Raw genomic sequence first — 25,231 nt, 5'->3', positions numbered from 1 at the left:
TCTCCGCCGACAGCTCGGTCCATGTGATCGATGTGATCCATGTCGTCCGATTGTCGGCCGGAGAGATCAGTAGCGCAGTACCCCGGCGATGCCTTTCGCGTCCCCGAGGCTGCCGTCGGGGACGAAGCGCACCTCGGCGCCGGTCTCCAGGCACTGTTCGACGATCTCGTCGACGATGTCCTCCCGGGCGTCCAGGTCACCGCTCTCGGCCGGGACGAGGTGGTCGCCGCCGTCGCGCACCGTCACGCGGTAGTTCTCCTCGACGGCGAGCAGCCGGATCCGGCCCTCGGTCGCGTTCTGCCACACCTCGTCGACTCCGGCGGCGAACTCCTTGCGTCCGCGGGCCGTTACGAGTTCCCGCGCCACCTCGTCGGTGTGCTTCTTCTCCTCGGCGCTGATCAGCGGACGCACCGCCTGCCATACGGCCTGGGGAGTACCGTGCGCGAGGCCACCGTGCGGGACGTGTGCCGCCTCCTTGGTGACGGTGCCGATCTCGTCGAGGGCGGAGAGCGCGGCGGTCTCACCGGTGACGTACAGCGGTCGCGGCTGCTCGCGCAGGACGGCGCTCATGGCGGTGTCGGCGTCGCGCAGGAAGCGTCGGATTCCCTCGTCGCGGAAGGTGCTCGGCATGTCGCCGATCTGTTCCTGGCGCTCGGCGTCGAAGTTCTCGCGGTCCCGGCTCAGCGGAAAGCCGCCGGAGTCGTCCTCGACGACATGTTCCGCGCCGCCGTTCCACAGCGTGACCCGGTCGGCGGAGACCGCGAGCACCCAGAACGGCCGCTCGGAGGCCTGTGCGGCGACCAGGTTGCGGGTCAGGAAGGTGTCCGAGAGCACCACGCGTTCGGGCACGGTGCGGGCCAGTGACCAGACCTGGTGCTCGCCGGGCGCCGCGAAGATCGCGAGGCCGTCCTCGGCGTGCGCCAGATCGACTTCCTTCAGGGCCCGCTCAAGCTGGTCGACGACATCCGTACGCCGTTCGCGGGTGACCGAGGGATCGGCCTCCAGCTGCTTCTTGGCTTCGGCCACCACATTGCGCAGCCGGACCGGATCCTGAGCGTTGTCGGGTTCGCGGCGGTGTGTCGGCGTCAACACGGACACCGCCGGATAGGGCCGCGGCCTGCGCAGCTCGGTGAGGGTCGCGGGGCTGAGTGCGTGCTCCATATCAGCACCATAGGACCGATTCGCTTATCGGGCATTTGGAACATTTGATTGTTAGTGTCGCTGGGGTCGCCAGATGACGTTCTCCCGCATCGTGGTCGCCGTACGACGATGCCCGTCTCCGTAGGACACCCATGACGCAGGTCGACGCGGAAACCAAGGCGCCGCCCGCCGCCAAGCTCACCCTGCTGACGCTCACCACCATGGTCGTCGGCTCGATGGTCGGGGCGGGGGTGTTCTCGCTGCCCAGCCGGTTCGCCCAGGAGACGGGCGTCGCGGGCGCCCTGATCGCCTGGGCGGTCGCGGGCACCGGCATGCTGATGCTCGCCTTCGTCTTCCAGCGGCTGGCGATCAGCAGACCCGACCTCGACGCGGGCGTCTACGCGTACGCGAAGGCGGGCTTCGGGGAGTACCTGGGCTTCTTCTCGGCCTTCGGCTACTGGGCCAGCGCCTGCGTCGGCAACGTGACGTACTGGGTGCTCATCATGTCGACCATCGGGGCGATCGCGCCGGCACTGGGCGATGGCGACACCGTCCTCGCCATCGTCCTTTCCTCGGTGGGTCTGTGGTCGTTCTTCTTCCTCATCCGCAGAGGGGTGAAGGAGGCCGCGGCCATCAACCGGATCGTCACCGTCGCCAAGATCGTGCCGATCCTCGTCTTCATCATCCTCGCGCTCTTCTACCTGAATCCCCATGTCTTCGCCGAGAACTTCGGCGGCGCCGACTACGCCGGTTCGCTGTTCCAGCAGGTCAAGGGCACCATGCTGGCCACGGTCTTCGTGTTCCTCGGAGTCGAGGGCGCGAGCGTCTACTCCCGGCACGCCAAACGCCGCGAGGACGTCGGCCGGGCCACCGTCCTCGGCTTCCTGAGCGTCTTCGCCGTCTTCGCCTCGGTCACGATCGTCTCGTACGGGATCATGCCGATGGGCGAGATCGCCGAGCTGCGGCAGCCCTCCATGGCGGGGGTCCTTGAGCATGCCGTCGGCACCTGGGGCCAGGTCTTCGTCAGCGTGGGCCTGATCGTCTCGGTGCTCGGCGCCTATCTCGCCTGGACCCTGATGTCCGCCGAGGTGCTGTTCGTCGCCGCCAAGGACGAGGACATGCCCCGCTTCCTCGGCCGCTCCACCTCCGCGGACGTGCCCGTCCCCGCACTGCTGATGACGACCCTGCTGACCCAAGTCGTGCTGGTCGTCACGCTGTTCTCGGACGACGCGTTCAACTTCGCGCTGGATCTGACCAGTGCGCTGACGCTGATCCCGTTCCTGCTGGCGGCGGCCTTCGCCGTGAAGATCGCGCGAGGGCGTCTCGGCGGCGACCTCGCCATCGCCTCACTCGCCACCGTCTACACCGCGTTCCTGCTCTACGCGGCCGGGCTGAAGTTCATCCTCGTCTCCTTCATCATCTACGCGCCCGCCACGGCCCTGTTCGTGATGGCCCGGCGGGAGCAGGGCAGACGGCTGTTCTCGCCCCGTGAACTCGTCATCCTCGCCGTCTCGATCGCCGGCGCGATCCTCGGCATCGTCGCCCTGGCAGTGGGCTGGATCAGCCTCTGACCCGTCCGTCTCCGACCTGGAGAAAGGCCTACCGTGACCAGTCAAGACACCACGAGCCGTCCGGCGTACGGCGTCCACTCCGAGGTCGGCAGACTGCGCAAGGTGCTGGTGTGCGCGCCCGGCCTCGCGCACCGCCGGCTCACCCCCACCAACTCCGACGACCTGCTCTTCGACGACGTCATGTGGGTGGAGAACGCGCAGCGCGACCACGCCGACTTCGTCAACAAGCTGCGCGAGCGCGGCGTGGATGTCGTGGAACTGCACGACCTGCTCGCGCAGACGATGGCGCTCCCCGTGGCCAGGGACTGGCTGCTGGACCGGAAGATCATCGCGAACCAGGTCGGACTCGGCCTGATCGAGGACACCCGGGCCTTCCTGGAGTCCCTCGAACCCGCCCGGCTCGCCAAGTACTTGATCGGCGGTCAGGCCACCGCCGATCTGCCGGACGACTTCCGCTCCGGCTATCTCGCGCTGGCCCGCGAGTCGACCGGCGTACGCGAATATCTGATGCCGCCGCTGCCCAACACCCTCTACACCCGCGACACGACGTGCTGGCTGTACGGCGGCCTCACGCTCAACCCGCTGTACTGGCCCGCCCGGCACGACGAGACGCTCCTGATGAAGGCGATCTACACCTTCCATCCGGACTTCGCGGGCTCCGCCGTGTGGTGGGGCGACCCCGAACTGGACTGGGGCCAGGCCACGTTCGAGGGCGGTGACATCATGCCCGTCGGCAACGGCATCGTGCTCATGGGCATGAGCGAGCGGACCTCCCGCCAGGCCATCACCCAGGTCGCGGCCGCGCTGTTCCAGAACGGGGCGGCCGAGCACGTCATCGTCGCCGGCATGCCGAAGCTGCGCGCCGCGATGCACCTCGACACCGTCTTCACTTTCGCCGACCGCGACCTGGTCACCCTCTACCCGACCATCATGGACGCCGTCCACACCTTCTCCCTCCGCCCGAGCGACAAGGCCCCCGGCATCGAACTCACCGACGAGGGCTCGCGCTCCTTCACCGACGTCGTCGCGAAGGCGCTCGGACTGTCCGAGCTGCGGGTCGTCGAGACCGGTGGAGACGTGTACGCCTCCGAGCGGCAGCAGTGGGACAGCGGCAACAACGCGGTCGCTCTGGAGCCCGGCGTGGTGTTCACCTATGACCGCAACACCCAGACCAACACGCTGCTGCGGAAGGCGGGGATCGAGGTCATCACCATCGTCGGCGCCGAACTCGGCCGGGGGAGGGGCGGCGGCCACTGCATGACCTGCCCCATCGTGCGGGACGCCGTCGAGTTCTGAAGCCCCGGTCGCAGAACGCCCGGAACACCGAGAACCCCCAGCGCATTCAGCACGTTCAGAACGTGTCCGGATGCGCCGCCGCCCAGTCCGCGGCCCAGGACGCGGGCGGCTCGGCGAGCAGGACGCCGGGCGCGAGCCACTCGTAGAGCTCCGCGTACGACCGTACGGTCGTCGGGTCCGTACGCCGCAGCAGGCGATGCGGTGTGAGGTCGCCCGGATCCCGTACCCCCATGGCGGCCATGATCTGGCTCGCGCTGCGCACCGTCGCCCGCTGGTAGCGGTGGACGCGCTCGGACTTGTCGGCCACGTCCAGGGCGCGGACCCGGCGCGGATCCTGCGTGGTGACGCCCGCCGGGCAGGTGTTGGTGTGGCAGCGCCGGGCCTGGAGGCAGCCGACGGCGAACATCATCGCGCGGGCCGCGTTCGTGTAGTCCGCGCCCTGCACCAGCCGTTTGACGATGTCGGAGCCGGTGGCGACCTTGCCGCTCGCGCCGATCCTCACACGGTCGCGCAGCCCGGTGCCCACGAGCGCGTTGTGCACCGTGATCAGCCCCTCGGTGAGCGGCGTACCGATGTTGTCGGCGAACTCCAGCGGAGCGGCCCCCGTTCCGCCCTCCGAGCCGTCGACCACGATGAAGTCGGGCGTGACGCCTTCCGCGAGCATCGCCTTGCAGACCGCGAGGAACTGGCGGCGCGAGCCGACACAGAGCTTGAGGCCGGTCGGTTTGCCGCCCGCCAACTCCCGCATACGGGCGACGAATCGCACGAGTTCGCGTGGGGTCGAGAACACCTGGTGATACGGCGGTGAGATCACCGTCTCACCCTCCGGAACGTCGCGCGCCCGGGCGATCTCGGCGTTCACCTTGGCGCCGGGCAGCACCCCGCCGATGCCCGGCTTCGCGCCCTGGGAGAGCTTCAGCGACACGCACTTGACCTCGGGCAGCGCCGCCTTGTCGGCGAACTCCCGTGCCTCGAAGCCCCCTTCGGGGGTACGGCAGCCGAAGTACCCCGTGCCGATCTCCCAGATCAGGTCGCCGCCGCCCCGCAAGTGGTACTCCGACAGGCCTCCCTCCCCGGTGTCATGCGCGAAACGGCCCAGCGCCGCACCCCTGTTGAGCGCCAGGATCGCGTTCGAGGACAGCGCCCCGAAGCTCATCGCGGAGACATTGAGCAGGGCCATGTCGTACGGCTGGGTGCAGTCAGGGCCTCCGACGCGGACCACCGGCGGCTCGTCCGGCACGTCGACCGGGCGCATCGACGGTTCGAGGTACTCGTAGCCGTCCACGTACACGTCACGCTCGGTGCCGAAGGGCTCCTCGGCCTCGATGCCCTTGGCGCGCTCGTACACGATGCCGCGTACCTCGCGGTCGTACGGACGTCCGTCGAAGTTCCGCTCGACGAAGTACTGCTGCAGCTCCGGCCGCAGCGCCTCCAGGAGGAAGCGGAGATGACCGAGCAGGGGATAGTTCCGCAGCACTGCGTGGCGGCGCTGCGCCAGATCCCACGCGCCGAGCCCGGTCAGGGCCAGCAGGGGGCCCGCCGCGCACCACCACCACGGCGAGACGGCGCACACGAGGACCAGCGCCCCGGCCGCACCGAGGACGACGAGCAGCAGCAAGAGCATCCGGTGCACACCATGAGTCAATTCCATGGGGAGGGATTCCGCCGTTCCGCGGGGCGTGGGACGCGGCTCGGTTGAGCCGATCAGGTGGCGGACGTCTGCCCCGCCGAACGGCGACCGGGGCACTCGGGCCGGCGGCTACTTGGTGTCGAGTGCCTTGTCCGCGGCGGCCACGGACGGCTTCCACCACGTCGTCAGCGGCTCCCACACCAGGACGGCGTCACCGGCGCCCAGCTCGCGCGCGGTGAAGGTGCGCCCGAAGCGGGACGGGTCGGCGGACACGGTGATCGCGTCCACCCGGCGGGCCTCCGGGTCGGCCGGGTCGGCGATCGTGCGCACGGCGGCGTACGCCGTCCTGCCCGCGCCGATCCGGTACGGCCCGCTCTCACCCGCGGGCGTCGGCAGGGCCGCGCCGTCGAGGTCACCGAAGGTGACCGTCGGAATGCGGTCGACGGTGCAGGTGCGGGCGGAGCGGTTCGTCACGCTGATGTGGACGACGGTGGGGTCCGCGGACTGCCCGGCCCGCAGCTTGAGGACGTTCTCCGCGCACTTCGCGGGCCGCACGGGCCGCGGGGCGGCCGAGCCGCTCTGGGGCACGGCCAGGAGCAGCGCGGTGGCGGCGGTCGAAAGGGCGAGGACGGTTCGGATGCGCATCGGTGGTGTTCCCCCTGGTGTGGTCACATACGGTGCGGCGCGCCGGGTCAAGGCGACGCCTGCCCAGTGTGACGGCCGGGGCGTACGAGAGGTTGTACCCGACTTGTCCGTGTTACCGGTTCGCGCCCTTTCTGTCATCTTCGGTCCCCACCGGGACTCAGTTGTCGTCTTCCGGCGCGCACGAGCTGCCGCTGTCCGGCAGGGAGCCGTACAGCAGGAAGTCGTCGACCTTCCGGTGCACGCACTTGGAGGACACGTACCCGGTGTGCCCCTCGCCCTTGTTGTCGAGCACGACGGCCGACGAACCGAGCCGCTTGGCGGTCTCCAGGGTCCAGCGGTACGGGGTCGCGGGGTCGCCGCGGGTGCCGACGAGCAGCATCTTCGGGGTGTGGACGTCGCGCACCTTGTCGCGGATGTAGTCGGTGCCCTTGGGGCGGCCGTAACACATCAGCACCTGGGTGAGCCGGTACTGACCGAAGACGGGGGACGCCTCCTCGTACGAGGCGCGCAGCTTGTCGATGTCCTGGGTGACCTGGTCGGCGGTGGGCCGGTCCGGGTCGTCCGCGCAGTCGATCGCCATCAGGGCGGCGGGGAGGTTGTCGATGGGGACGTCCTGCGCGTCGACGAGTCCGCCGTCCCGCCGGGCCCCCGCGGCGGCGCCGGGGAAGGAGACGCCTCCCGACAGCTGCATGAGGCCGCGGGTGTCGCCGTCCTGGATCAGTTGGGTGAGGGCCGCTTCGAGGGTGGGCCACAGCTGCTTGCTGTACAGCGCCTGGCTGATGGCGCCCACGAGGTCCTGGCCGGAGAACTGCTGGCCGAGGTCCGTCGGGACCGGGTCCTTGTCGAGCGAGTCGACAAGCTGGACGACCTGCTGTCGCGCGCTGCGCGGATCCTGCCCGAAGGGACAGCCCACGTCCTTCGTGCACCAGGTGAGGAAGTCCTCCAGGGCCATCTGCTGCCCCGCGGCGCCCACCAGACCCTGCTCGGACAGCGATTCGGTGAGTGTGTCCACGCCGTCGAACACCAGCCGACCCGTCTTCTTGGGGAATTGCGCCGCGTACACCGCGCCCAGCCGCGTTCCGTACGAGAAACCGAGATAGTTGAGCTTCTTGTCGCCGAGCGACTGACGCATCACGTCCATGTCTCGGGAGACGTTGACCGTGCCGATGTGCGGCAGCACCGGGCCGGAGTGCTTGGCGCATTGGTCGGCCGCCTTCTTCATCACAGTGAGAACGGCCTGGGGATCACTGCTGTCGACGGTGCCGCTCGTCGCGTCGGAGGCGTTGTCGACGCCCTCGCCGCAGCTGACGGGCGAGGACTGGCCGACGCCGCGGGGATCGAAGGTCACCACGTCATAGCCGTTCGTCAGGCCCATGAAGTCCTTGCCCCCGAGGGCGAGTTCACTGATTCCCGCGCCTCCGGGGCCACCGAAGTTCAACAGCACGGACCCCCTGGACTTGCCTGTCGCCCGGTAGCGGGCCATCGCCACGTCGAGCGTCCCGCCACCCGGGTTCGCGTAGTCCAGCGGGACGGTCACCTTCCCGCACTGCAGGTCCTTGGGCATGCTCTCGCCCTCGCAGGCCGCCCACTTGATCTTCTGACGGTAGAAACGAGACAGGTCCGGACCGCCGGCGGCCGTCGCCACCGCGGGCAGCCCTGCCGCCAGCAGGGCCAGCGTCGCGGTCGCGGCTCCGGCGAACGCGCAGCGTTGGTGCACGGACAGCATGCATGCCTCCAGGGACCCCCGGCGGTGGACCGGCGATACCCCCCGGATCACGATAAGCACAGGTCAGGGGCCACGCCTCTGGGCGAGCGGAACGGGCCGGAATGCCTTACCCTGCGCGCCCGCATCTTTCGTACGAACCGCTGCGCCAGTTCGATAACCATGACGCTCGATGGGGTGAAAGGCCGATAAGCCATAACTCGGATGGTTCTTCTGCGTTTTACGCCATGCGGGCGAGTGCTCGCGACCATGTCTGGAAGGCAGGGAACCTATGAAACGGGTTGCCCGAAATGGATTGATCGCCGCGGCCGCCGCTTCGGGCGCGCTGGTCGTGACCATGCCGGCGCACGCCGACTCCGCGGCGGACGGCACCGCCGTCGGCTCGCCCGGGCTGGTCTCCGGCAACACCATCCAGCTCCCGGTGCACGTTCCCGTGAACGTGTGCGGGAACACCGTGAACGTGGCCGGGCTGCTCAACCCGGCGGCGGGCAACAGCTGCGCCAACGAGAGCGAGGGCGGCGGGGCCGTTGCGCCCGGTGACACGCACGGCGGTGCCGACGCACATGGCAGCGGAAAGGATTCGCCGGGGGTGCTCTCCGGCAACGGCGTACAGCTTCCGGTGCATCTCCCGGTGAACGTCACCGGGAACTCCGTGACGGTCGTCGGCCTCGGCAACGCGTCCGTCGGCAACGAGTCCACGAACACCTCCGGAGGCCTGCCCCACCACCCCGTCGGGCCCTCCCCCAAGCCGCCCGCCCCGCACAAGGCGCACCCGGGTGCCCCGGCGCCCCGGCACACCCCGCAGGGACAGCCCATGGTCTCCCTCGCCCACACCGGCACGGACCAGACGGTGCCCGCCATCGCCGCGAGCGCGGCCCTGGTCCTGGGCGGAGCCGTCCTCTACCGGCGCTTCCGGCCCGTCGCGGTGCGCTGACCCACCGGCCCACCGAGGACGGAAGGCCCACCGGGCTCGTGACCGGTGGGGCCTCCTCGGCTCCCTCGCCCGGTGGGGTTCAGCGGGCCGAGCCCCTCTGCTTGGGAGGGGAAGGCGCGAGGGCGTCCCGGAGGCTAACTGCGTGACGCGTCCGTGCCCGCGTCAATCTCATCGCGAAGGATGCTGTACCGCACCCCGTCGCGCCACCGCCCGTCGCGGAACACGACACTGCGGAGCACGCCCTCGCGGGTGAACCCGGCCTTCTCCAGGGCGCGTTGCTCAGCGACATTCTCCGACTCGGTGTCGGCCTCGATGCGCATCACGAGCGTGTGGGCGAAGAGATACCGGACCAGTTGCCGCTGTGCTTCGGTGCCCACGCCCTTGCCACGTGCCTCCGGCAGCAGAGCGATCCCCATGTTCCAGTAATGCGTGGTCCGGCTGGAGGCGACCTTCCGCCAGGCGACGAATCCCAGTCGCTCGTCGTCCCGCACGACCATCAGCTGGCCCGCGTCCTCGGTGAGCAGGCCGTTCTCCGCCCACTGGCGCCGCCAGCGCCGGGTGTCCCACCAGCCGAACCACTGGAAGGGCGCGGATGACTGAGGCTCCGTCAGAAACCGCTCGATGACGGGCAGATCGTCCTCGGCCACCGGGCGCAGGTTCACGTGTTCGACGCTCATGAACGGTAACCCTAGGACCGACTCGCGAGCGGCGGCGCGGGAGCCGTGGGATCAGACCGATCCGGGGGATCCTGGCCAAATCCCTTCCCGCGCCGGGTGATTGCCGCTGCGAACGGCACGGAGATCGGGAAGGATGCTGCGGGTGCCACCGACCACCGCACTGACGCGACCCCGTATGGAATGGAGCGCCCACATGACCTCTCCGGGACCCGAAGACCTCGTCGTCACCCAGGCCACCCTCGACGACTGGAAGGTGGTCGGCGGCTGGGCGGCGGACGAGGGATGGAATCCCGGGCTGTCCGACAGGGCGAGCTTCTTCGCCCAGGACCCCGAGGGCTTCTTCATCGGCCGGATCGGCGGGGAGCCCGTCTCGGCCATCTCGGTGGTCAACTACGGCGCCGACTACGCCTTCCTGGGCTTCTACCTCGTACGCCCCGATCTGCGCGGGCGCGGCTACGGCATCACCACCTGGAAGACCGCCCTCGCCCACGCCGGCGGCCGCACCGTCGGCCTCGACGGCGTGGTCGCGCAGCAGGACAACTACCGACAGTCGGGTTTCGAACTCGCCCATCGCACGGTCCGTTTCGGCGGAGTGGCCCCGGTGGGGGAGACGTCGCCGGGAGTCCGGCCCGCCGAGAAGGCGGACCTCGCGGCGATCACGGCGTACGACAGTGCCTGCTGCCCCGCGGACCGGCCGGCGTTCGTGGAGAGCTGGCTGACCGGCCCGGAGCACCGCACCTTCGTCCGCCTCGCCGATGACGGGCACCTCACCGGCTACGGGGTGATCCGCCCGGCCCGCGACTCCCTGCGCATCGGCCCGCTGTTCGCGGACACCGCCGACGACGCCCGGGCGCTCTTCTCCGCGCTGGCCGCCGACGCCGCCGGCGGTGCGGTAGCCATCGACATCCCGGAGACCAACACGGCGGGCATCGCCCTGGTCGAGGAACTCGGCCTCGCCCCGTCCTTCGAAACGGCCCGCATGTACACCGGACCGGTCAGGCCGTTCGCCCAGGAGCGTGTCTACGGCGTCACGACGCTGGAGCTCGGCTAGAGCCGTCCGTCGTCGCGGGCGTGGAAACCCGTCCGCGGAGGGCCGATGAGTTCCCGCTCCCTCCGCGGTCATATGGGCAGGCGCAACGAGTGCGCCGGGATCGGCTCCGCTTCGATGGACAGGGACAACACGGCATGACGGAAACCGTGAAGGGCCCGGCCAGCTACTTCCCCTCGATCGAGAAGAAGTACGGCCGCCCCATCGCAGAGTGGAAGGAACTCATCCGTTCCTCACCGCTCACCAAGCACATGCAACTCGTGGCATGGCTCAAGACCGAGCACGGGCTGGGACACGGTCATGCCAACGCCCTCGTGGCGCACACCCTCGCCGAGGACAGCGGGAAGTGAGCCGCTCGACGGAGGTGTGACCGACCGCCTGCGGGGCGCCGTGACGGGAAGGCGCGTCGGCGTCCCACTGGGCCGGTCACAGCTTGAACACCACTCCGCGCCATGTCCATCCCGCGCCGAGGACCGCGTCCCGCAAGGGGGCCTTCATCTCCGCGGGGTCGAAGTGGTACACCTCCGTCAGCTGCGGGCGGCCGTCGGTCCCCCGCTCGACCGTCCAGTCCCGGGACACCATGGTCACCTGCCCGCGGCCGTACTCGCGCGACCGCGCCAGCCTGGGGGTGTCCCCGACCCAGGTGACCTCCCACTGCTCGTCGAGGGCACGGACCTCGTGGGTCGCCGGAACCAGGCGCATCCGGATCTTGAGGGTCCGGCTCACCTGGGTCCGGACGAAGAAGGTGCGCCAGGCAGGGTCCCGGATCCGCCACTCCGCCACCAGGTCGGCGCCCTCGGAGGGGATGCCGTTGCGCACGGCGTACGGCACGTCCGGACCGCCCAGTCCGAGCAGCGCCGCCCGGACGTCGTCGGCCGAACGCGGTGCGACACCCTCGCTGGGGTGCTTGGTTCCGGTCAGTTTGTCGAAAAGGCCCATCGGGTCAATCTATTGACGGTCTGTGCGAACCGACAAACGCTTCGGGGGAGGACAGCGCCCAGGCCCGCGTGTGCGGTGGCGGTCCGCCCGGGCGGCGTCAACCGGCCAGCTCCTGCGCGCGTTGTGCCGCCTCGCGCACCGGACCGCGGTGCACGGAACCGTGGCCCGGCAGCAGGACGTCCGCCGCGAGCGCCTCGATGCGCCCGAGTGAGGCGAGGGCCCCGGCGCGCTCGGCGTCGAACATCGCCGGCAGCAGCTGCGGACCCCGGATCCGTGAGGTGGGATGACCGCTGACCAGGGCGTCACCGGAGATCACGATCCCGGAGTCCGGCAGATGGTAGACGCAGTGCCCCGGCGTATGGCCGGGCGTGTGCACCGGCACCGGGCGGCCCGGCAGGTCGAGCGGCCCCTCCGCGGGAAACGCCTCGGGACGGGTCATGCGGACGTCCGCCGTGCCGCCCGACTTGATGGCGTGCAGCGCCCAGGGCAGTACGCCGGGGCGCCACGCCTGGCGCATGACCTGCCCCACACTCACCTGGTGGAGGAACTCGCGGCGCGCGTGCGGCACTTCCGCCTCGTGCAGGTAGACCGGGATGCCGAAGGTGCCGCTGAGGTACTCGGCGGAACCGAGGTGGTCGTTGTGCGCGTGCGTGATGAGCACGGCGCTGACGGCCTCGGGAGAGTGGCCCAGCGCGTCCAGCGACGCGAGGACTTCCTCCCGGTCGCCGGGATATCCGGTGTCGACCAGGGTGACGGCATCGCCGTCGGTCAGGATCACCCAGTTGGTGTTGCTGCCGTGCACCAGATGAACTCCGGCGGCGGCCTCAACGATCGCGTCCTCGCGCATGACCATCCCGATGCTTGAGATCTTTCCCCGGCCGGGTCGGGCCGTGTGAGGCGAAGGTATCGCGGGCGCACGGCGGCTTGACCGGCGCCCTTTCGGACACCTGGCGCGTTCACCGACGGCACTGGCCGAACGTGAACGGGCGCTGTCGGCAAGGTACTTGACGCGCCTCCGGAATGGCGGCTCCCATATGGCGAGTCTCGTTGACTTTTGTTCGAGTCTGCGAACAAACCGCTCAAGGGAGAGCCGCATGTCCCCCCATTCGCACACCGCGCGCCTCAGAGGCCTCCTGAGGCGCGCAGCTGTTCAGTGCGCCGTTCTGTGCCTCGCCGTCGCCGGGCTGGCCGGAGTCGGGCGCTCCGCCGCGCCGCTCCCGGCCGAGCCGACCGCCGTCAGCACCACCCAGATCGGGGTCAACCCGGCTCCGATGGGCTGGGCGTCCTGGAACACCTTCGCCAGCGTCATCGACTACGACACCATCAAGGCCCAGGCCGACGCCCTCGTCTCGTCCGGCATGGCCGCTGCCGGCTACAAGTACGTCAACATCGACGAGGGCTGGTGGCCGGGCACCCGCGACAGCAGCGGCAACATCACTGTCGACACCGCCAAGTGGCCAGGCGGGATGAAGGCCATCGTGGACTACATCCACAGCAAGGGCCTCAAGGCCGGGATCTACACCGACGCCGGGAAGAACGGCTGCGGTTACTACTACCCGACCCCCTCGACGACGCCCGCCGCGCCCAACACCGGGATGGAGGGCCACAACCAGCAGGACCTGGAGACCTTCCAGAACTGGGGCTTCGACTTCCTCAAGATCGACTGGTGCGGCGGCAACGCCGAGGGCCTCGACCAGGAGACGACGTACAAGGCGATCCGCGACGCGAACGTGGCAGCGACCGCCGTCACCGGCAAGTCGCTCGTCCTGTCGCTGTGCGAGTGGGGCACCGGCAACCCCTGGAACTGGGCCGCCGGCACCGGTGACATGTGGCGCACCAGCACCGACATCGTCTACTACCCCGACAACCCGACGATGTCCAACATCCTGGCCAACTTCGACAAGTCGCTGCACCCGGCCGCCCAGCACACCGGCTACTACAACGACCCGGACATGATGACGGTCGGCATGACCGGTCTGAGTGCCGCCCAGAACCGTACCCACATGGGCCTGTGGGCGATCTCCGGCGCACCGCTGCTCGCGGGCAACAACCTCGCCACCATGAGCTCGACGACCGCCTCGATCCTCACCAACTCCGAGGTCATCGCCATCGACCAGGACACCCGCGGCCTCCAGGGCGTCAAGGTCGCCGAGGACAGCACCGGCCTGCAGGTCTACAGCAAGATCCTCTCCGGCACCGGCAAGCGCGCGGTCCTGCTGCTCAACCGTACGTCCGCCGCGGCGAACATCACCGCCCGCTGGGCCGACATGGGTCTGACCACGGCCTCCGCCGCGGTGCGCAACGTCTGGTCGGCCTCCAACGCCGGCTCGTACGCGACGAGTTACACCACCAGCGTGCCCGCCGGAGAGGGCGTCCTGCTCACCGTCTCCGGCACGGAGGGCTCGGGGACGACGTACGAGGACACGACCTCGGCCACGACGCCGACGTTCACCGGGGTCACCACGGCCGCCGCGGGCACCAAGCTCGTCGACATCACCTACGCCAACAGCGGCTCCACCGCCCGCAAGGCGACCCTCCAGGTCAACGGCCAGTACACACAGACCCTCGCGTTCCCGCCCACCGGGTCGTCGACCACGTACCGCACGGTCTCCGTCCTGGCCAGTATGGCGAAGGGCTCCAACACGCTGACCTTCGGGACGTCCGGCACGGCACCCGACATCGACGCCGTCGCGGTCCGCGCCATCCCGGGAACCAACGGCACGGCGGTCGTCGGCACCGGGTCCGGCCGCTGTCTCGACTTCTTCAAGAGCTCCATCACCAACAACACCCAGGCCGAACTCTGGGACTGCGGCGGCGGCCAGAACCAGACGTTCACGTACACCTCGCGCAGCGAACTCGTCGTCTACGGCAACAAGTGCCTCGACGCCTACAACAGCGGCACCGCCAACGGCACCAAGGTGGTCCTCTGGGACTGCAACGGCGGCACCAACCAGAAGTGGACCGTCAACTCCAACGGCACCATCACCAACAACGTCTCCGGCCTCTGCCTCGACGTCTACAACAACGGCACGGCGAACGGAGCGCTGATCGACCTGTGGTCGTGCAACGGGGGAACGAACCAGCAGTGGACCCGCAACTGAGCCCCCACTAATTCCGGTGCGCCGCACGCGCCGGCTTCCCTACACTCGCCACGAAAGCGCGCGCCGCCCCTGCGAGCGGTGCGCGTCGTGACGAGTGAGGGGAGCCGGGCCGTGCGTTACCGCACCGCTGTCGTCGTTCCCCGGTCACAGTTCGAGGTGATCCTGGTGTCTCCGCGCGTCCGGTGCCGGCTGCGCGGCCGGAACCGGATGCCCGCGACGAACTCCTGATCTCCGCCTGTCGGTTGCCGCCTCCGCACATCTCGATGCGGTGTGCTGCCTGCCGCGGACGTCTCATCAGCGCCTGACCACAGGCCCCTCGTCCGGGAATCGCGCCGCCCCTTGAAGGATCACCCCGAAAGGCCATGGGCCGTGCGTACGAACCTCGACCGTCACCTCACCAAGCCGCTGACCGCCGTCCGCAACCTGGGCATCCTCGCCCACGTCGACGCAGGAAAGACCACCGTCACCGAGCGGATCCTGTACGTCACCGGGACCACCCACAAGCGTGGCGAGGTCCATGACGGCACGACCGTCACCGACTTCGACTCCCAGGAGCGCGACCGTGGGATCACCATCTTCGCCGCCGCCGTCAGCTGTGCCTGGGACGGCCACCGGATCAACCTGATCGACACACCGGGCCACGTCGACTTCTCGGACGAGGTGGAGCGCTCGCTGCGCGTTCTCGACGGCGCGATCGCGGTGTTCGACGCCGTGGCGGGCGTCGAGCCGCAGAGCGAGTCGGTGTGGCGGCGGGCCGACCGGCACGGCGTACCGCGGATCGCCTTCGTCAACAAGCTGGACCGCGCCGGTGCCGACCTCGACAGGGCGGTCGAGTCGATCCGGGAGCGGTTGCATCCGGCCCCGCTCGTCGTCCAGTTGCCGATCGGCACGGAGGACACCTTCACCGGCGTGGTGGATCTGCTGCGTATGCGGTCGCTGGTCTGGGCCGACGGCGGCGACACGGTCGAGGAGGGACCGGTACCGGAAGCCCTGCGCCAAGAGGCGGAGCGGCGCCGCGGGCTGCTGGAGGAAGCGGTGGCGGAACTCCACCCCGCCGCGCTGGAGGAGTTCTGCGCCCGGTCCACCGTCTCCGCGGCGACGCTGGCCGCCGCGCTGCGCGACCTGACCCGTACCGGCGAGGGCGTGGTGGTGTTGTGCGGCTCGGCCTACCGCAACCGCGGCATCGAGCCGCTGCTGGACGCCGCCGTGGCCTACCTGCCCTCGCCGCTGGACGTGCCGGCGGTACGCGGCACGCACGGCGGCACGGTGCACGAGCGGGCCGCCGACCCGGCGGCGCCGTTCGCGGGGCTGGTGTTCAAGGTGAACGCGACCGCCACGGGACGGCTGACGTATGTGCGCGTGTATTCAGGAACAGTGGAAAAGGGAGAGGCGGTGAGGGACGTGGGCGCGGGACGCACCGAGCGGATCGGCCGGATTCTGCGCGTCCAGGCCGACCGGTACGCGGAGCTGGAGCGCGCGGTGGCCGGTGACATCGTCGCGCTGATCGGGCCGAAGTCGGCCCGCGCGGGGGCGACTTTGTGCGCTGCCACGGCGCCGCTGCTCCTCGAACCGCCGGCCGTCGCCGATCCGGTCGTCTCCGTGGCGGTCGAGGCGCGCAGGAGCACCGACACCGACCGCTTGGTTTCGGCGTTGGCACGTCTGGTCGAGGAGGACCCCTCGCTGGTCGTCCGCACCGACTCCGAGACCGGCCAGACGGTGCTGTCGGCTGCATCTGGAGGTGGCGGTGGAGAAGATCCGGCGCGCCCACGGGCTGGAGATCGGTGTCGGCCGGCCGAAGGTGGCCTGTCGGGAGACGGTCGCCCGCGGGGTGTCGGGGCACGTCCACCGGCACGTCAAACAGGACGGAGGCGCTGGTCAGTTCGCCCACGTGGTCCTCGACGTCGAGCCGCTGGAGGCCGATCCGAACGGCGCCGACGGGAGCCCGACGGGCTTCGCGTTCCGCTCGACCGTCGTGGGCGGCCGGGTGCCGCAGGAGTACGTCCGCGCGGTGGAGGCCGGTTGCCGGGACGCTCTCGCCGAGGGACCGCTCGGCGGTCACCCGGTGACCGGGCTGCGCGTCACCCTGACCGATGGGGCGACCCATCCGAAGGACTCCTCGGAGATGGCGTTCCGTACGGCCGGCCGGCTGGCGCTCCGCGAGGCACTGCGCGCCAGCGCGATGGTGCTCCTGGAACCGGTGGTCGAGGTCACCGTCACCGTGCCCGCCGACGCCGTGGGCGGGGTGCTCGGCGATCTCGCGGCACGGCGCGGCCGGGTCTCGGGCTCGCTCACCCGGGTCGGCGCGACGGTGATCACCGCGACCGTGCCGCTGGCCGAACTGTTCGGCTACGCGACGCGGTTGCGCAGCCGCACCCAGGGCCGGGGAGTCTTCACCACCCGCCCCACCGGCTACGCCCCGGCACCGAGCCCGGCGTCCCACGGGACCCCGGCCCCGTAGCTCCGACGACGGCCCCGCCCCTCCGAGGGCGGGGCCGTCCCGGCGTACGGCACACGGGAAGCTGTCGCAACGAGGGTCGTGAGCCCGTGGCCGGAGGGCGGCGGCTCTACGGACGTGATGAAAGGATGCTGAGGGCGTTGGCGCAGACCACCGCGGTGATGGCGGTCCACTCGATCCAGCCGAGGCTCTGGCCCAGGACGATCCACCCGACCACGGCGGCGAGAACCGGGTTGACGCTCATGAACAGGCCGAAGGTCTGCGCGGGCACGCGCCGCAGGGTGACCAGGTCCGCCAGGTAGGGCACGGCGGAGGAGAGGACGCCCGCGGCGACGGCATAGCAGACAGCCGCCACGGACGGGGGATTCCGGACGGCGATCACGAGTCCGACCGGCAGGAACACCAGGGCGGAGAGACAGGCGGCGGCCGCCGAACCCTGCACTCCGGGGATGCGTCGCCCGACCGTGCGGTTGAGCAGGATGTACGACGCCCAGCATGTGGCGGCGAGAAGCCCCAGACCCATCCCGGCATAGTCGGTGGAGGGCGTCGGGCGCATCAGGGTGACGACGCCGGCCGCGGCGATCACCGCGCAGCACGCGTCCACCCGGCGACGTGCGGCGGCCAGCGCGATCGTGAGCGGGCCCAGGAACTCCAGGGTCACCGCGAGCCCCAAACCGACGCGGTCGATGGCGCTGTACAAGGACAGGTTCATCGCCGCGAACACCAGGGCCAGCAGCAGCACCGGCCACCACTGCCGCCAGGTGTAGGTGCGCGGCCGGGGCCGACCGACGGCCACGAGGGCGATCGCGGCGACGTATTGGCGTACGGCGACGACACCGACAGGTCCGAGGGTGGGGAAGGCGAGGGAGCCGATCGCGGCCCCGGTCTGGTTGGACAGGCCGCTGCCGAACATCGTGGCCACAGCGAGCCGCCGGCCGGCGAGCCGGGTACCGGACGGCACCGGGACCGTCGGGAGCGCGGGTGCTGCTGTGGTCGTAGGCGTTGCGTCCATGCCGCGATGGTGCGACGGGGACACCTCTTGCGCACAATGCATCCAGCGATCTATCTATACGCTTCAGTCATGGATGTGGAGCTGCGGCAGTTGCGCTGTCTCGTCGCGATCGTCGACGAGGGCACGTTCACCGACGCCGCCATCGCGCTGGGCGTCTCCCAGGCGGCCGTGTCCCGCACGCTCGCGTCGCTCGAACGCGCCCTGGCGGTACGCCTGTTGAGGCGCACCTCCCGCGAGGTGACCCCGACGGCGACCGGGCTGCGCGTGGTGGCACATGCCCGGCGGGTGCTCGGCGAGGTGGACGACCTGGTCCAGGAGGCCAGGTCGGGTCATGCCGCGCTGCGGATGGGGTACGCCTGGTCGGCACTCGGCCGTCACACACTGCTCTTCCAGCGCCGTTGGGCCGACGCGCACCACGAGACGGACCTGCGGCTCGTGCGCGTCAACTCCCCCACAGCCGGGCTCGCGGAGGGGGCGTGCGACCTGGCCGTCGTCCGCAGGACACTGGACGACCGCCGGTTCGACTCCGCCATCGTGGGACTGGAACGCCGGCTGTGCGCCATGGCCTCCGACGACCCCTTGGCCGTACGCCGCTCGGTCGGACTCGCCGACATCGCCGGCCGCACCCTGCTGGTCGACCGGAGGACCGGCACCACCACGACGGACCTGTGGCCGGCGGACTCCCGCCCGGAGACCAAGGAAACGCACGATGTCGACGACTGGCTCACCGCGATCTCCACGGGCCGCTGCGTGGGCATGACGGCCGAGTCGACCGCCAATCAGTACCCGCGCCCCGGCATCGTCTACCGGCCGGTGTGCGACGCCGAGCCGATCGCGGTGCGGCTGGCCTGGTGGCGGGACGACGCGCATCCCGCCGCCCCGGCCGCGATAGAGCTCCTCACGGAGCTGTACCGCGAGGGGTGACCCGTGGCCGGAAGTTCCCCTGATGCCTGGTCAGTGACGCCTTGAGGAAAGGGTGTTGAGGGCAGCTCCCCTCGACTGCCCTCAACACCGGCTCATCCCATCTGGTCCGCGTCCGAAAGGTGCTCCACCGTCTTGCCGGTCTCGGTGAACGTCCGCGTCACATGGCCTGATGAGTACACCCACAGGATGCGCAGCGGCCGGTCGCCGGTGTTCCTGAACAGATGGGGGATGGGCGACGGAACGTAGGTGGTGTCGAACTGCTCCAGCTTCGTCACCTCGCCGTCGACCACCACCTCCGCCTCGCCTTCGAGGATCGTCACGTGCTCGTCGCAGTTGTGCGAGTGCAACGGCGCCCCGGAACCGACCGGATACACGCTCATCCCGCTGGTGATCCGGTTCTCCCCGCCCGCCGCCGACGTCGTGATCAGCGGTGTCGTCACGACGGAACCGCCGCGGTCGAGCAGGGGCACGGACGCGGCCTTGATGATCGTGGTCATCCGGAGTTCCTCTCCAATCAACGGTGATGCGTCGACCGACGTTAGGTCGCGTCCCCGTGAATGGGTGCCCTCCGGCGTGCAGTTTTACCTTGCACTCCGGGAGGGGTGAGCTTCTCGAACCCGGCTGTACCGTCGGCTGGCATCGCACGGCTTCCCAGTACGTGCCTGAAACACGCCGGAAAGAAAAGGCAGGTAACGGCCACATGAGGCTCCCCGTTCTCACCGATGACGAAATGGATCCGCGCCAGCAGGAACTGGCCGCCCGCATCGCCGGCCGGCGCGGCGCCGTCCGTGGTCCGTTCCGGGTCTGGCTGCACAGCCCGGAGATGTGCGAGCGCGCCGAGTCCCTCGGTGCCTTCGCCCGCTTCGACTGCAGCCTCCCCAAGCACCTGCGTGAGCTCACGCTGCTGATGGCCGCCCGGAACTGGGACGCGCAGTACTCATGGAACGCGCATGTGCACCAGGCGATCGAGGCCGGCATCCCTGAGGCCGCCGTCAAGGCTGTCGCCGAGAAGCGCGAGGCGGTCTTCGACAACGAGGCCGACCAGGCCTTCTACCAGTTCTGCCGGGAGATCCTGGAGGAGCACTTCGTCTCCGACGAGACCTTCGCCCGCGCGCTGGAGCACTTCGGTTCCAAGGGCCTGGTCGACACCATAGGTGCGCTCGGCAACTTCACGATGCTCGGCATGTGTCTGAACACCTTCCAGGTGGACCTCCAGGCGGACCGCGAGCCCCCCTTCCCCGACATCCGCGGCTACGAGCGCGTCGCTCCCGCCGGACCGCGGCCGTGACAGCCGTTACGGACCGGGACACGCAGGGAGGCATCGCTGTGACACCCAGGACACCGACCACGGCCGACGGCGGTGCCGGTACGACGCCCGAGGCCGTGGTCCGGGTACGAGGCGTCACCAAGAGCTTCGGCGGGGCGGCCGCGCTGAAAGGCGTGGATCTCGACCTGTACCCCGGCGAAGTGCACGCCTTGATGGGCATGAACGGAGCCGGCAAGTCGACGCTGGTGCAGATCCTCTCCGGAGTGCACCAGCCCGACGGCGGCACCATCGAGGTCAACGGGCACGCCCAGCACGGGCTGACCGTGCGCAAGGCCCGCCGCCAGGGCATCGCCTCGGTTCCCCAGCGCCGCGAGCTGGCGATGGGGCTGACCGTGGCCGAGAACGTCATGATGGGCGATCTGCCGACCCGGCGCGGTGCCGTGCACTGGAGAGAGCTCAAGTCCGAGGCGAAACGGGCGCTCTCGGGCCTCGGCATCGACATCGACGTGGAGCGCACCGCGGGCTCCCTGACGGTCGCCGAGCAGACCATGGTCGAGGTGGCGCGGGAGGTGCGCCGCGGTGGCCGGATCCTGATCCTCGACGAGCCGACCGCCTGCCTGAGCGCGGAGGCGGCGAACCAGATCAGGGCTCTGGTACGCACGCTCCGCGACGAGGGCGTCTCCGTCGTCTACATCTCGCACTACATCGACGAGGTCATGGCCGTCGCCGACCGCCTCACCGTCCTGCGCGACGGGGAAGTGGTGACCAGCGCTCCGGCCGGTGAGATGGATCCCGCCGGGCTGGTCCGCAGCATGGTCGGCCGGGACGTGGTCTCACGCCGCCCCGACCGCCCCGCCCCCAAGGACGAGATCGGCCTGGCCGTGCGCGGCCTGAGCCAGGGCCGGGCCGTCCAGGACTTCACCGTCGAGGTGCGCAAGGGTGAGATCGTCGCCGTCCTCGGCCCCGCCGGGGACGCGCAGTCCTGCCTCTTCGACCTGCTCTCCGGGCGGCAGCGCCCGGACGCCGGGGAACTCAGCGTCGACGGTGGCCCCGTGCCCTTCGGCCGTATCACCGCCTCGCTGGCCAGCGGCCTGCGCTGCGTCACCGGCGACCGGCGGACCCTGGGCCTCGTCCCGGACATGTCCCTGGACGAGAACCTGATGCTGGCCGGCGACCGCTTCGCACGGCGGCGGCTGCATCTGCGCGCGGAACTCGCCCGACGGGCCGCGCCGCTGCGCGAGAGCTTCGGCGTGGTCGCCCTCACCGGCAATCCGCCGGTGGGCTCGCTGTCCGGCGGCAACCAGCAGAAGGTCCTGCTGGGCAAATGGCTGGAGACCGAGCCCGTCGCGTGCTTCCTCGAAGACCCCACCAACGGTGTGGACATCGCGGCCATGGCGGACATCCACACCCTCGTCGACGACCTCGCCTCGCGCGGTGTGGCCGTACTGCTCGCCTCCTCCTCCGCCGAGGAGGTCATGCGGCTGGCCGACCGGGTCGTCGTCGTCAGTGCCGGCCGCACGGTCGCCGTGCACGACATCACCACCATCACGCGCGACGAGCTCGTCGCCACCGCTCTCGGAGGTCAACCGCAGTGAGCGTCAAGACACTTCCCGATGCCCCCGGCGTCTCCGACCCGCCCGGGGCACCCCGGTCCGGGTTCTCGCTCGGCGCTCTGCGGAGCGTGCCCCACGCCGGTCTGATCGCGGTCCTGGCGATCGTGGTGGTCTTCACCGCGGTGCAGTCCGCCACGTTCGCCACCGACCGCAACATCGTCAACATCCTGAGCCAGGTGAGCGTCAACGCCGTGCTCGCCGCCGGCCTCACGCTGTTGATGACCGCGGGCGGCATGGACTTCTCCATGGGCAGCAACGTCGCGGTCACGGCGGCCGTCGCGGCGAAGCTGCTGGCGGACGGCCAGTCCACCGGCTTCGCGGTGATCGTCGCGCTGTTGCTGGGCACGGCCATCGGACTGGTCAACGGGCTGGTCGTGACGTTCACCAACGTGGCACCCTTCGTGGCGACCCTGGCGTCGGCCACCCTGCTCGACGGCGTCGCTCTCCTGGTGCACGACGGCAACACCATCTCCATCGGCACCCGGATGTTCGCCCTCGGCAACAACAAGATCCTCGGCGTGCCGTACCTGCTGGTCGTGGCCGTCCTGGTGCTGGTGGCCACCGCCCTGGTCATGAGGTTCACCGTGTTCGGCCGGGACGCCTTCGCGATCGGCGGCAACGAGCACGTCGCCCGCCTCAGCGGCATCAACGTCACGGCGCGCAAACTCGTGCTCTACGGCACGACCGGCGCCCTCTCGGGGCTGGCGGGCCTGATGCTGCTGTCCCGGCTGGGTTCCAGCAGCCCGGGCGGCACCGCCGGTCTCTCGCTACAGCTCTCCGTCGTGGCGGCGGTCGTCATCGGCGGGACCTCGCTCGCCGGCGGCTACGGCACCGTGATCGGCACCGCCCTCGGCCTGGTGCTCCTCGGTGTGGTGGCCAACGCCCTCAACCTCCTGGACTTCTCCAGCAACTACCAGCCGGTCTCCGTCGGCGCCGTGCTGCTCATCGCGGCCATCGCCAACGAGATGCACAAGGCCCGCTCCTCGCGGCACTGATCACCACCCCCCTCATCTTTGCTCACGGCTCGTCGTGCCAACGGCTCGTCGTGCTCACAGCCCCATCATGAAAGGCGGTTCACCATGAGACTTCCCGCCCGCTCCCGCTACGTCCTGTTCGCCGCGGTCGCCTGCAGCACCCTGGTGCTCAGCGGCTGTGGCAAGGACAACGGCTCAACCGGTTCCGGAGACGTCACCCTCGGGTTCGTCAACGGTGGCGACACCAACTTCCACAGCTGTCTGCAGAAAGCCGTCGAGCAGACGGCGAAGACCGAGAGCGCCAAGGTCTACACGTCCAACTCGCACCAGAATGCCGGCACCGAGCTGTCCAACATCGAGGACATGATCTCCCGCAACGTGAGCGCGCTGATCGTGCAGACGGTCAACGTCGACTCGCTCAAGGGCGACATAGCCAAGGCCAAGGCCTCCAACATCCCGATCTACCTGACGTCCGTCGCCACCAGCGACGTGAACGACATCCTCGGCGCGGCCGTCGTCGACCTCAAGAAGGTCGGCAGCCTGGACGCCGGCTGGATCGGGACGGACGCCGCCGGCAAGAACGTGCAGGTCGGCATCGTCGCGGGTGCCCCCGGCGCCGCCTCCGACCTGCTCGTGGGCGGATTCAAGGGCGGCCTGCCCGCCAACGCCAAGGTGGTCGCGAACCAGCCCGGCATGTTCAACCCCGCGAAGGCGCAGGACGTCGCCGAGAACATGATCCAGGCCCACCCCGACCTGGACTACGCATTCGTCGCCAACGAGGAGATGGCCTTTGCCGTCCGCAGGGCGTTCGACGCCGCCGGTGCCAAGGACGTCAAGATCGTGACCGCCAACGGCACCGACGAGGGACTGGCCGCCGTCAAGGACGGCCGCTTCTCCGCCACGGTGGCCAACTCGGCGATGACGATCGGTCAGACGGCGGTGAAGAACGCGATCGGTCTGCTGGACAAGAAGAAGGTTGACAAAATTGCCAACATTCCTCTTCTCTTGGTCACCAAGGACAACCTGACCAAGGCGCCCCAGTACTGCCCCAAGTCATAGCCGGCCTGGGGAACGGTGCCCGCCTCACAGCGTCCTGAGCCGCCCGTCCGCCGCATCGTTGGAATGTCCTGGTAGAGCCTGCCCACTCGCGACTTCGCGAGAGCGGGGAGACCCCCCACCGAGGACATTCCGGCCCTGCGCGACCCCATGCACGGACCGCCGTGAGGCCCGCCCTCGGGCGGACGCACCATCCGCACACTCGTACGACCGGCAACGCCGCCGGGGCCCACCCCTGGCAGTCGTGGGCCTCCGGAGGAATCATGGATCGCTTGCTCCTCATGCACAGCTTCGTCACGGTCGCGCAGGCCGGCAGCTTCAGTGGAGCCGCCAAGAAGCTGGGCTCGTCGGGCTCCCTGGTGTCACGGCACGTCGCGGAGCTGGAACGGCAGGTGGGCGTCCGGCTGGTCAACCGCACCGCCCGCTCGGTGAGCCTCACCGAGCCGGGACAGCGCTACGCGGAGTTCGCCGCGCGCATCCTGGAGGAGATCGAGGCCGAGGACGCCGGCATCGCCCACCTCCACGACCGCGCCGAAGGGACGCTCAGCATCATCTGTCCCAAATGGATAGGCAGCCTCGACCTCGGGGACGCCATCGCCGCTTTTTCCGCCGCGCATCCGAAAATCCAGGTCCGATTCGAACTCGGCGGGATGTCCGACCGGACCTATGACTTTCTGGACAGCGGATTCGACGTCGCATTCCACACACGCGACCTCAGGGACTCCAGCGTCCGTCTGAAGAAGATCGCCTCGCTGCCCTTCGTGCTGTGCGCCTCCAAGGACTACCTGGACCGGTCGGGGCCGCTCACCGAGCCGAACGGCATCGCGCACCACGACTGCCTCGTGCACGTCAACGACCCGGTCTGGCGGATCGGCCACGGACACGCGTCCACCCTGCACAAGATCCGCAACATCGCTTTCTCGTCCAACTCGTACCTCGCCCTGCAGAAGGCGGCAGTGCACGGGCGCGGCATCGCGCTGCTGCCGCAGCGTCCGGCCTACGACGACCTCGTCTCCGGCGCTCTTCAGGTGCTGCTGCCGGAACTGGCGGTGCCCGAGCGTCCGCTGTACGCGATCTACGGCCCGGGGCAGGACACCCCTCGCAAGATCAGCGTATTCCTGGACTTCCTCACCACGTGGTTCTCGCAGAATCCCATTCCGGCCATCCGGCCGTAGCCGCAAGAAACGATTGCACATTCTGTCGAGCCTGGAGCATTGAGGCCTCCG

General features: G+C 69.8%; 21 protein-coding genes and 1 pseudogene. 13 read left to right on the top strand and 9 right to left on the bottom strand.

Going from position 1 to position 25,231, the window contains the following annotated elements:
* Positions 1 to 66: 66 nt before the first annotated feature.
* The gene (locus tag AB5J50_RS05200; protein ID WP_369255315.1) at positions 67 to 1,161 is read right to left on the bottom strand and encodes a chemotaxis protein; all 1,095 of its coding nucleotides are present in this window, start codon (positions 1,159 to 1,161) and stop codon (positions 67 to 69) included.
* 131 nt (positions 1,162 to 1,292) lie between these two features.
* Between AB5J50_RS05200 and AB5J50_RS05195 the strand changes: the two genes are divergently transcribed.
* Together AB5J50_RS05195 and AB5J50_RS05190 are read left to right on the top strand one after the other, a co-directional pair.
* The gene (locus AB5J50_RS05195) at positions 1,293 to 2,711 is read left to right on the top strand and encodes a basic amino acid/polyamine antiporter (RefSeq protein ID WP_369255313.1); all 1,419 of its coding nucleotides are present in this window, start codon (positions 1,293 to 1,295) and stop codon (positions 2,709 to 2,711) included.
* 33 nt (positions 2,712 to 2,744) lie between these two features.
* A complete protein-coding gene (locus tag AB5J50_RS05190; protein WP_369255311.1) occupies positions 2,745 to 4,007 on the top strand; it encodes an arginine deiminase in 1,263 nt (420 codons plus the stop codon).
* 55 nt (positions 4,008 to 4,062) lie between these two features.
* Here AB5J50_RS05190 and AB5J50_RS05185 read toward each other — a convergent pair whose 3' ends face one another.
* From AB5J50_RS05185 to AB5J50_RS05175, 3 genes are all read right to left on the bottom strand, one after another.
* Positions 4,063 to 5,631 carry an FMN-binding glutamate synthase family protein gene (locus tag AB5J50_RS05185; protein ID WP_369265312.1) on the bottom strand — a complete coding sequence of 523 codons (1,569 nt, stop codon included), beginning with the start codon at positions 5,629 to 5,631 and terminating at the stop codon, positions 4,063 to 4,065.
* Positions 5,632 to 5,766: 135 nt separating this feature from the next.
* Positions 5,767 to 6,282: a DUF4232 domain-containing protein gene (locus AB5J50_RS05180; RefSeq protein ID WP_369255309.1), complete on the bottom strand. Its 516-nt coding sequence runs from the start codon at positions 6,280 to 6,282 to the stop codon at positions 5,767 to 5,769.
* Between the two features lie 157 nt (positions 6,283 to 6,439).
* Entirely contained in the window at positions 6,440 to 8,008 is a 1,569-nt protein-coding gene (locus AB5J50_RS05175; protein ID WP_369255307.1) for an alpha/beta hydrolase, read from the bottom strand.
* A 268-nt stretch (positions 8,009 to 8,276) separates the two neighbouring features.
* On the opposite strand from AB5J50_RS05175, the gene AB5J50_RS05170 reads away from it, so the two are divergent.
* Positions 8,277 to 8,939: a chaplin gene (locus AB5J50_RS05170; RefSeq protein ID WP_369255305.1), complete on the top strand. Its 663-nt coding sequence runs from the start codon at positions 8,277 to 8,279 to the stop codon at positions 8,937 to 8,939.
* Between the two features lie 134 nt (positions 8,940 to 9,073).
* On the opposite strand, the gene AB5J50_RS05165 is transcribed toward AB5J50_RS05170, so the two are convergent.
* Positions 9,074 to 9,616 carry a GNAT family N-acetyltransferase gene (locus AB5J50_RS05165; protein WP_369255303.1) on the bottom strand — a complete coding sequence of 181 codons (543 nt, stop codon included), beginning with the start codon at positions 9,614 to 9,616 and terminating at the stop codon, positions 9,074 to 9,076.
* Between the two features lie 193 nt (positions 9,617 to 9,809).
* Between AB5J50_RS05165 and AB5J50_RS05160 the strand changes: the two genes are divergently transcribed.
* Together AB5J50_RS05160 and AB5J50_RS05155 are read left to right on the top strand one after the other, a co-directional pair.
* Entirely contained in the window at positions 9,810 to 10,667 is an 858-nt protein-coding gene (locus AB5J50_RS05160) for a GNAT family N-acetyltransferase (RefSeq protein WP_369255301.1), read from the top strand.
* A gap of 134 nt (positions 10,668 to 10,801) precedes the next feature.
* On the top strand, positions 10,802 to 11,014 hold the full coding sequence (locus AB5J50_RS05155; protein ID WP_369255299.1) for a DUF4287 domain-containing protein: 213 nt from the start codon (positions 10,802 to 10,804) through the stop codon (positions 11,012 to 11,014).
* Positions 11,015 to 11,090: 76 nt separating this feature from the next.
* Here AB5J50_RS05155 and AB5J50_RS05150 read toward each other — a convergent pair whose 3' ends face one another.
* Together AB5J50_RS05150 and AB5J50_RS05145 are read right to left on the bottom strand one after the other, a co-directional pair.
* Complete coding sequence (locus AB5J50_RS05150; protein WP_369255297.1) at positions 11,091 to 11,603, bottom strand: hypothetical protein; 513 nt, start codon at positions 11,601 to 11,603, stop codon at positions 11,091 to 11,093.
* Positions 11,604 to 11,700: 97 nt separating this feature from the next.
* Positions 11,701 to 12,450 carry an MBL fold metallo-hydrolase gene (locus AB5J50_RS05145; protein WP_369255295.1) on the bottom strand — a complete coding sequence of 250 codons (750 nt, stop codon included), beginning with the start codon at positions 12,448 to 12,450 and terminating at the stop codon, positions 11,701 to 11,703.
* Between the two features lie 247 nt (positions 12,451 to 12,697).
* Between AB5J50_RS05145 and AB5J50_RS05140 the strand changes: the two genes are divergently transcribed.
* Positions 12,698 to 14,704: an RICIN domain-containing protein gene (locus AB5J50_RS05140; protein WP_369255293.1), complete on the top strand. Its 2,007-nt coding sequence runs from the start codon at positions 12,698 to 12,700 to the stop codon at positions 14,702 to 14,704.
* Positions 14,705 to 15,073: 369 nt separating this feature from the next.
* Positions 15,074 to 17,162 (top strand): annotated as a pseudogene (gene fusA / locus AB5J50_RS05135) (elongation factor G).
* A 106-nt stretch (positions 17,163 to 17,268) separates the two neighbouring features.
* Here fusA and AB5J50_RS05130 read toward each other — a convergent pair.
* Positions 17,269 to 18,072 (bottom strand): DMT family transporter, encoded by an 804-nt coding sequence (locus tag AB5J50_RS05130; RefSeq protein ID WP_369265311.1) that lies wholly within the window; start codon positions 18,070 to 18,072, stop codon positions 17,269 to 17,271.
* 168 nt (positions 18,073 to 18,240) lie between these two features.
* Between AB5J50_RS05130 and AB5J50_RS05125 the strand changes: the two genes are divergently transcribed.
* A complete protein-coding gene (locus AB5J50_RS05125) occupies positions 18,241 to 19,095 on the top strand; it encodes a LysR family transcriptional regulator (RefSeq protein WP_369255291.1) in 855 nt (284 codons plus the stop codon).
* 92 nt (positions 19,096 to 19,187) lie between these two features.
* Here AB5J50_RS05125 and AB5J50_RS05120 read toward each other — a convergent pair whose 3' ends face one another.
* Positions 19,188 to 19,592 (bottom strand): cupin domain-containing protein, encoded by a 405-nt coding sequence (locus tag AB5J50_RS05120; RefSeq protein WP_369255289.1) that lies wholly within the window; start codon positions 19,590 to 19,592, stop codon positions 19,188 to 19,190.
* A 233-nt stretch (positions 19,593 to 19,825) separates the two neighbouring features.
* On the opposite strand from AB5J50_RS05120, the gene AB5J50_RS05115 reads away from it, so the two are divergent.
* From AB5J50_RS05115 to AB5J50_RS05095, 5 genes are all read left to right on the top strand, one after another.
* On the top strand, positions 19,826 to 20,383 hold the full coding sequence (locus AB5J50_RS05115) for a carboxymuconolactone decarboxylase family protein (RefSeq protein ID WP_369265310.1): 558 nt from the start codon (positions 19,826 to 19,828) through the stop codon (positions 20,381 to 20,383).
* 38 nt (positions 20,384 to 20,421) lie between these two features.
* A complete protein-coding gene (locus AB5J50_RS05110) occupies positions 20,422 to 21,957 on the top strand; it encodes a sugar ABC transporter ATP-binding protein (RefSeq protein WP_369255287.1) in 1,536 nt (511 codons plus the stop codon).
* On the top strand, positions 21,954 to 22,970 hold the full coding sequence (locus AB5J50_RS05105) for an ABC transporter permease (protein ID WP_369255285.1): 1,017 nt from the start codon (positions 21,954 to 21,956) through the stop codon (positions 22,968 to 22,970). Before AB5J50_RS05110 ends, AB5J50_RS05105 begins: the two co-directional genes overlap by 4 nt.
* Positions 22,971 to 23,054: 84 nt before the next feature.
* Positions 23,055 to 24,008 carry a sugar ABC transporter substrate-binding protein gene (locus AB5J50_RS05100; RefSeq protein WP_369255283.1) on the top strand — a complete coding sequence of 318 codons (954 nt, stop codon included), beginning with the start codon at positions 23,055 to 23,057 and terminating at the stop codon, positions 24,006 to 24,008.
* 260 nt (positions 24,009 to 24,268) lie between these two features.
* The gene (locus AB5J50_RS05095) at positions 24,269 to 25,180 is read left to right on the top strand and encodes a LysR family transcriptional regulator (protein WP_369255281.1); all 912 of its coding nucleotides are present in this window, start codon (positions 24,269 to 24,271) and stop codon (positions 25,178 to 25,180) included.
* Positions 25,181 to 25,231 lie beyond the last annotated feature (51 nt).

It is taken from the genome of Streptomyces sp. R35 (genome assembly GCF_041053035.1).
GTDB lineage: Bacteria > Actinomycetota > Actinomycetes > Streptomycetales > Streptomycetaceae > Streptomyces > Streptomyces lutosisoli.
The sequence above is the reverse complement of the archived record's forward strand: the minus strand, read 5'-3'. Positions and strand labels throughout refer to the sequence as shown.

What these genes read in the sequence shown, in the direction of transcription:
- AB5J50_RS05200 (WP_369255315.1), bottom strand. Translation starts at nt 1,161, where the DNA reads ATGGAGCACGCACTCAGCCCCGCGACCCTCACCGAGCTGCGCAGGCCG.
- AB5J50_RS05195 (WP_369255313.1), top strand. Translation starts at nt 1,293, where the DNA reads ATGACGCAGGTCGACGCGGAAACCAAGGCGCCGCCCGCCGCCAAGCTC.
- AB5J50_RS05185 (WP_369265312.1), bottom strand. Translation starts at nt 5,631, where the DNA reads ATGCTCTTGCTGCTGCTCGTCGTCCTCGGTGCGGCCGGGGCGCTGGTC.
- AB5J50_RS05180 (WP_369255309.1), bottom strand. Translation starts at nt 6,282, where the DNA reads ATGCGCATCCGAACCGTCCTCGCCCTTTCGACCGCCGCCACCGCGCTG.
- AB5J50_RS05175 (WP_369255307.1), bottom strand. Translation starts at nt 8,008, where the DNA reads ATGCTGTCCGTGCACCAACGCTGCGCGTTCGCCGGAGCCGCGACCGCG.
- AB5J50_RS05170 (WP_369255305.1), top strand. Translation starts at nt 8,277, where the DNA reads ATGAAACGGGTTGCCCGAAATGGATTGATCGCCGCGGCCGCCGCTTCG.
- AB5J50_RS05165 (WP_369255303.1), bottom strand. Translation starts at nt 9,616, where the DNA reads ATGAGCGTCGAACACGTGAACCTGCGCCCGGTGGCCGAGGACGATCTG.
- AB5J50_RS05160 (WP_369255301.1), top strand. Translation starts at nt 9,810, where the DNA reads ATGACCTCTCCGGGACCCGAAGACCTCGTCGTCACCCAGGCCACCCTC.
- AB5J50_RS05155 (WP_369255299.1), top strand. Translation starts at nt 10,802, where the DNA reads ATGACGGAAACCGTGAAGGGCCCGGCCAGCTACTTCCCCTCGATCGAG.
- AB5J50_RS05150 (WP_369255297.1), bottom strand. Translation starts at nt 11,603, where the DNA reads ATGGGCCTTTTCGACAAACTGACCGGAACCAAGCACCCCAGCGAGGGT.
- AB5J50_RS05145 (WP_369255295.1), bottom strand. Translation starts at nt 12,450, where the DNA reads ATGCGCGAGGACGCGATCGTTGAGGCCGCCGCCGGAGTTCATCTGGTG.
- AB5J50_RS05140 (WP_369255293.1), top strand. Translation starts at nt 12,698, where the DNA reads ATGTCCCCCCATTCGCACACCGCGCGCCTCAGAGGCCTCCTGAGGCGC.
- AB5J50_RS05130 (WP_369265311.1), bottom strand. Translation starts at nt 18,072, where the DNA reads ATGTTCGGCAGCGGCCTGTCCAACCAGACCGGGGCCGCGATCGGCTCC.
- AB5J50_RS05125 (WP_369255291.1), top strand. Translation starts at nt 18,241, where the DNA reads ATGGATGTGGAGCTGCGGCAGTTGCGCTGTCTCGTCGCGATCGTCGAC.
- AB5J50_RS05120 (WP_369255289.1), bottom strand. Translation starts at nt 19,592, where the DNA reads ATGACCACGATCATCAAGGCCGCGTCCGTGCCCCTGCTCGACCGCGGC.
- AB5J50_RS05115 (WP_369265310.1), top strand. Translation starts at nt 19,826, where the DNA reads ATGGATCCGCGCCAGCAGGAACTGGCCGCCCGCATCGCCGGCCGGCGC.
- AB5J50_RS05100 (WP_369255283.1), top strand. Translation starts at nt 23,055, where the DNA reads ATGAGACTTCCCGCCCGCTCCCGCTACGTCCTGTTCGCCGCGGTCGCC.
- AB5J50_RS05095 (WP_369255281.1), top strand. Translation starts at nt 24,269, where the DNA reads ATGGATCGCTTGCTCCTCATGCACAGCTTCGTCACGGTCGCGCAGGCC.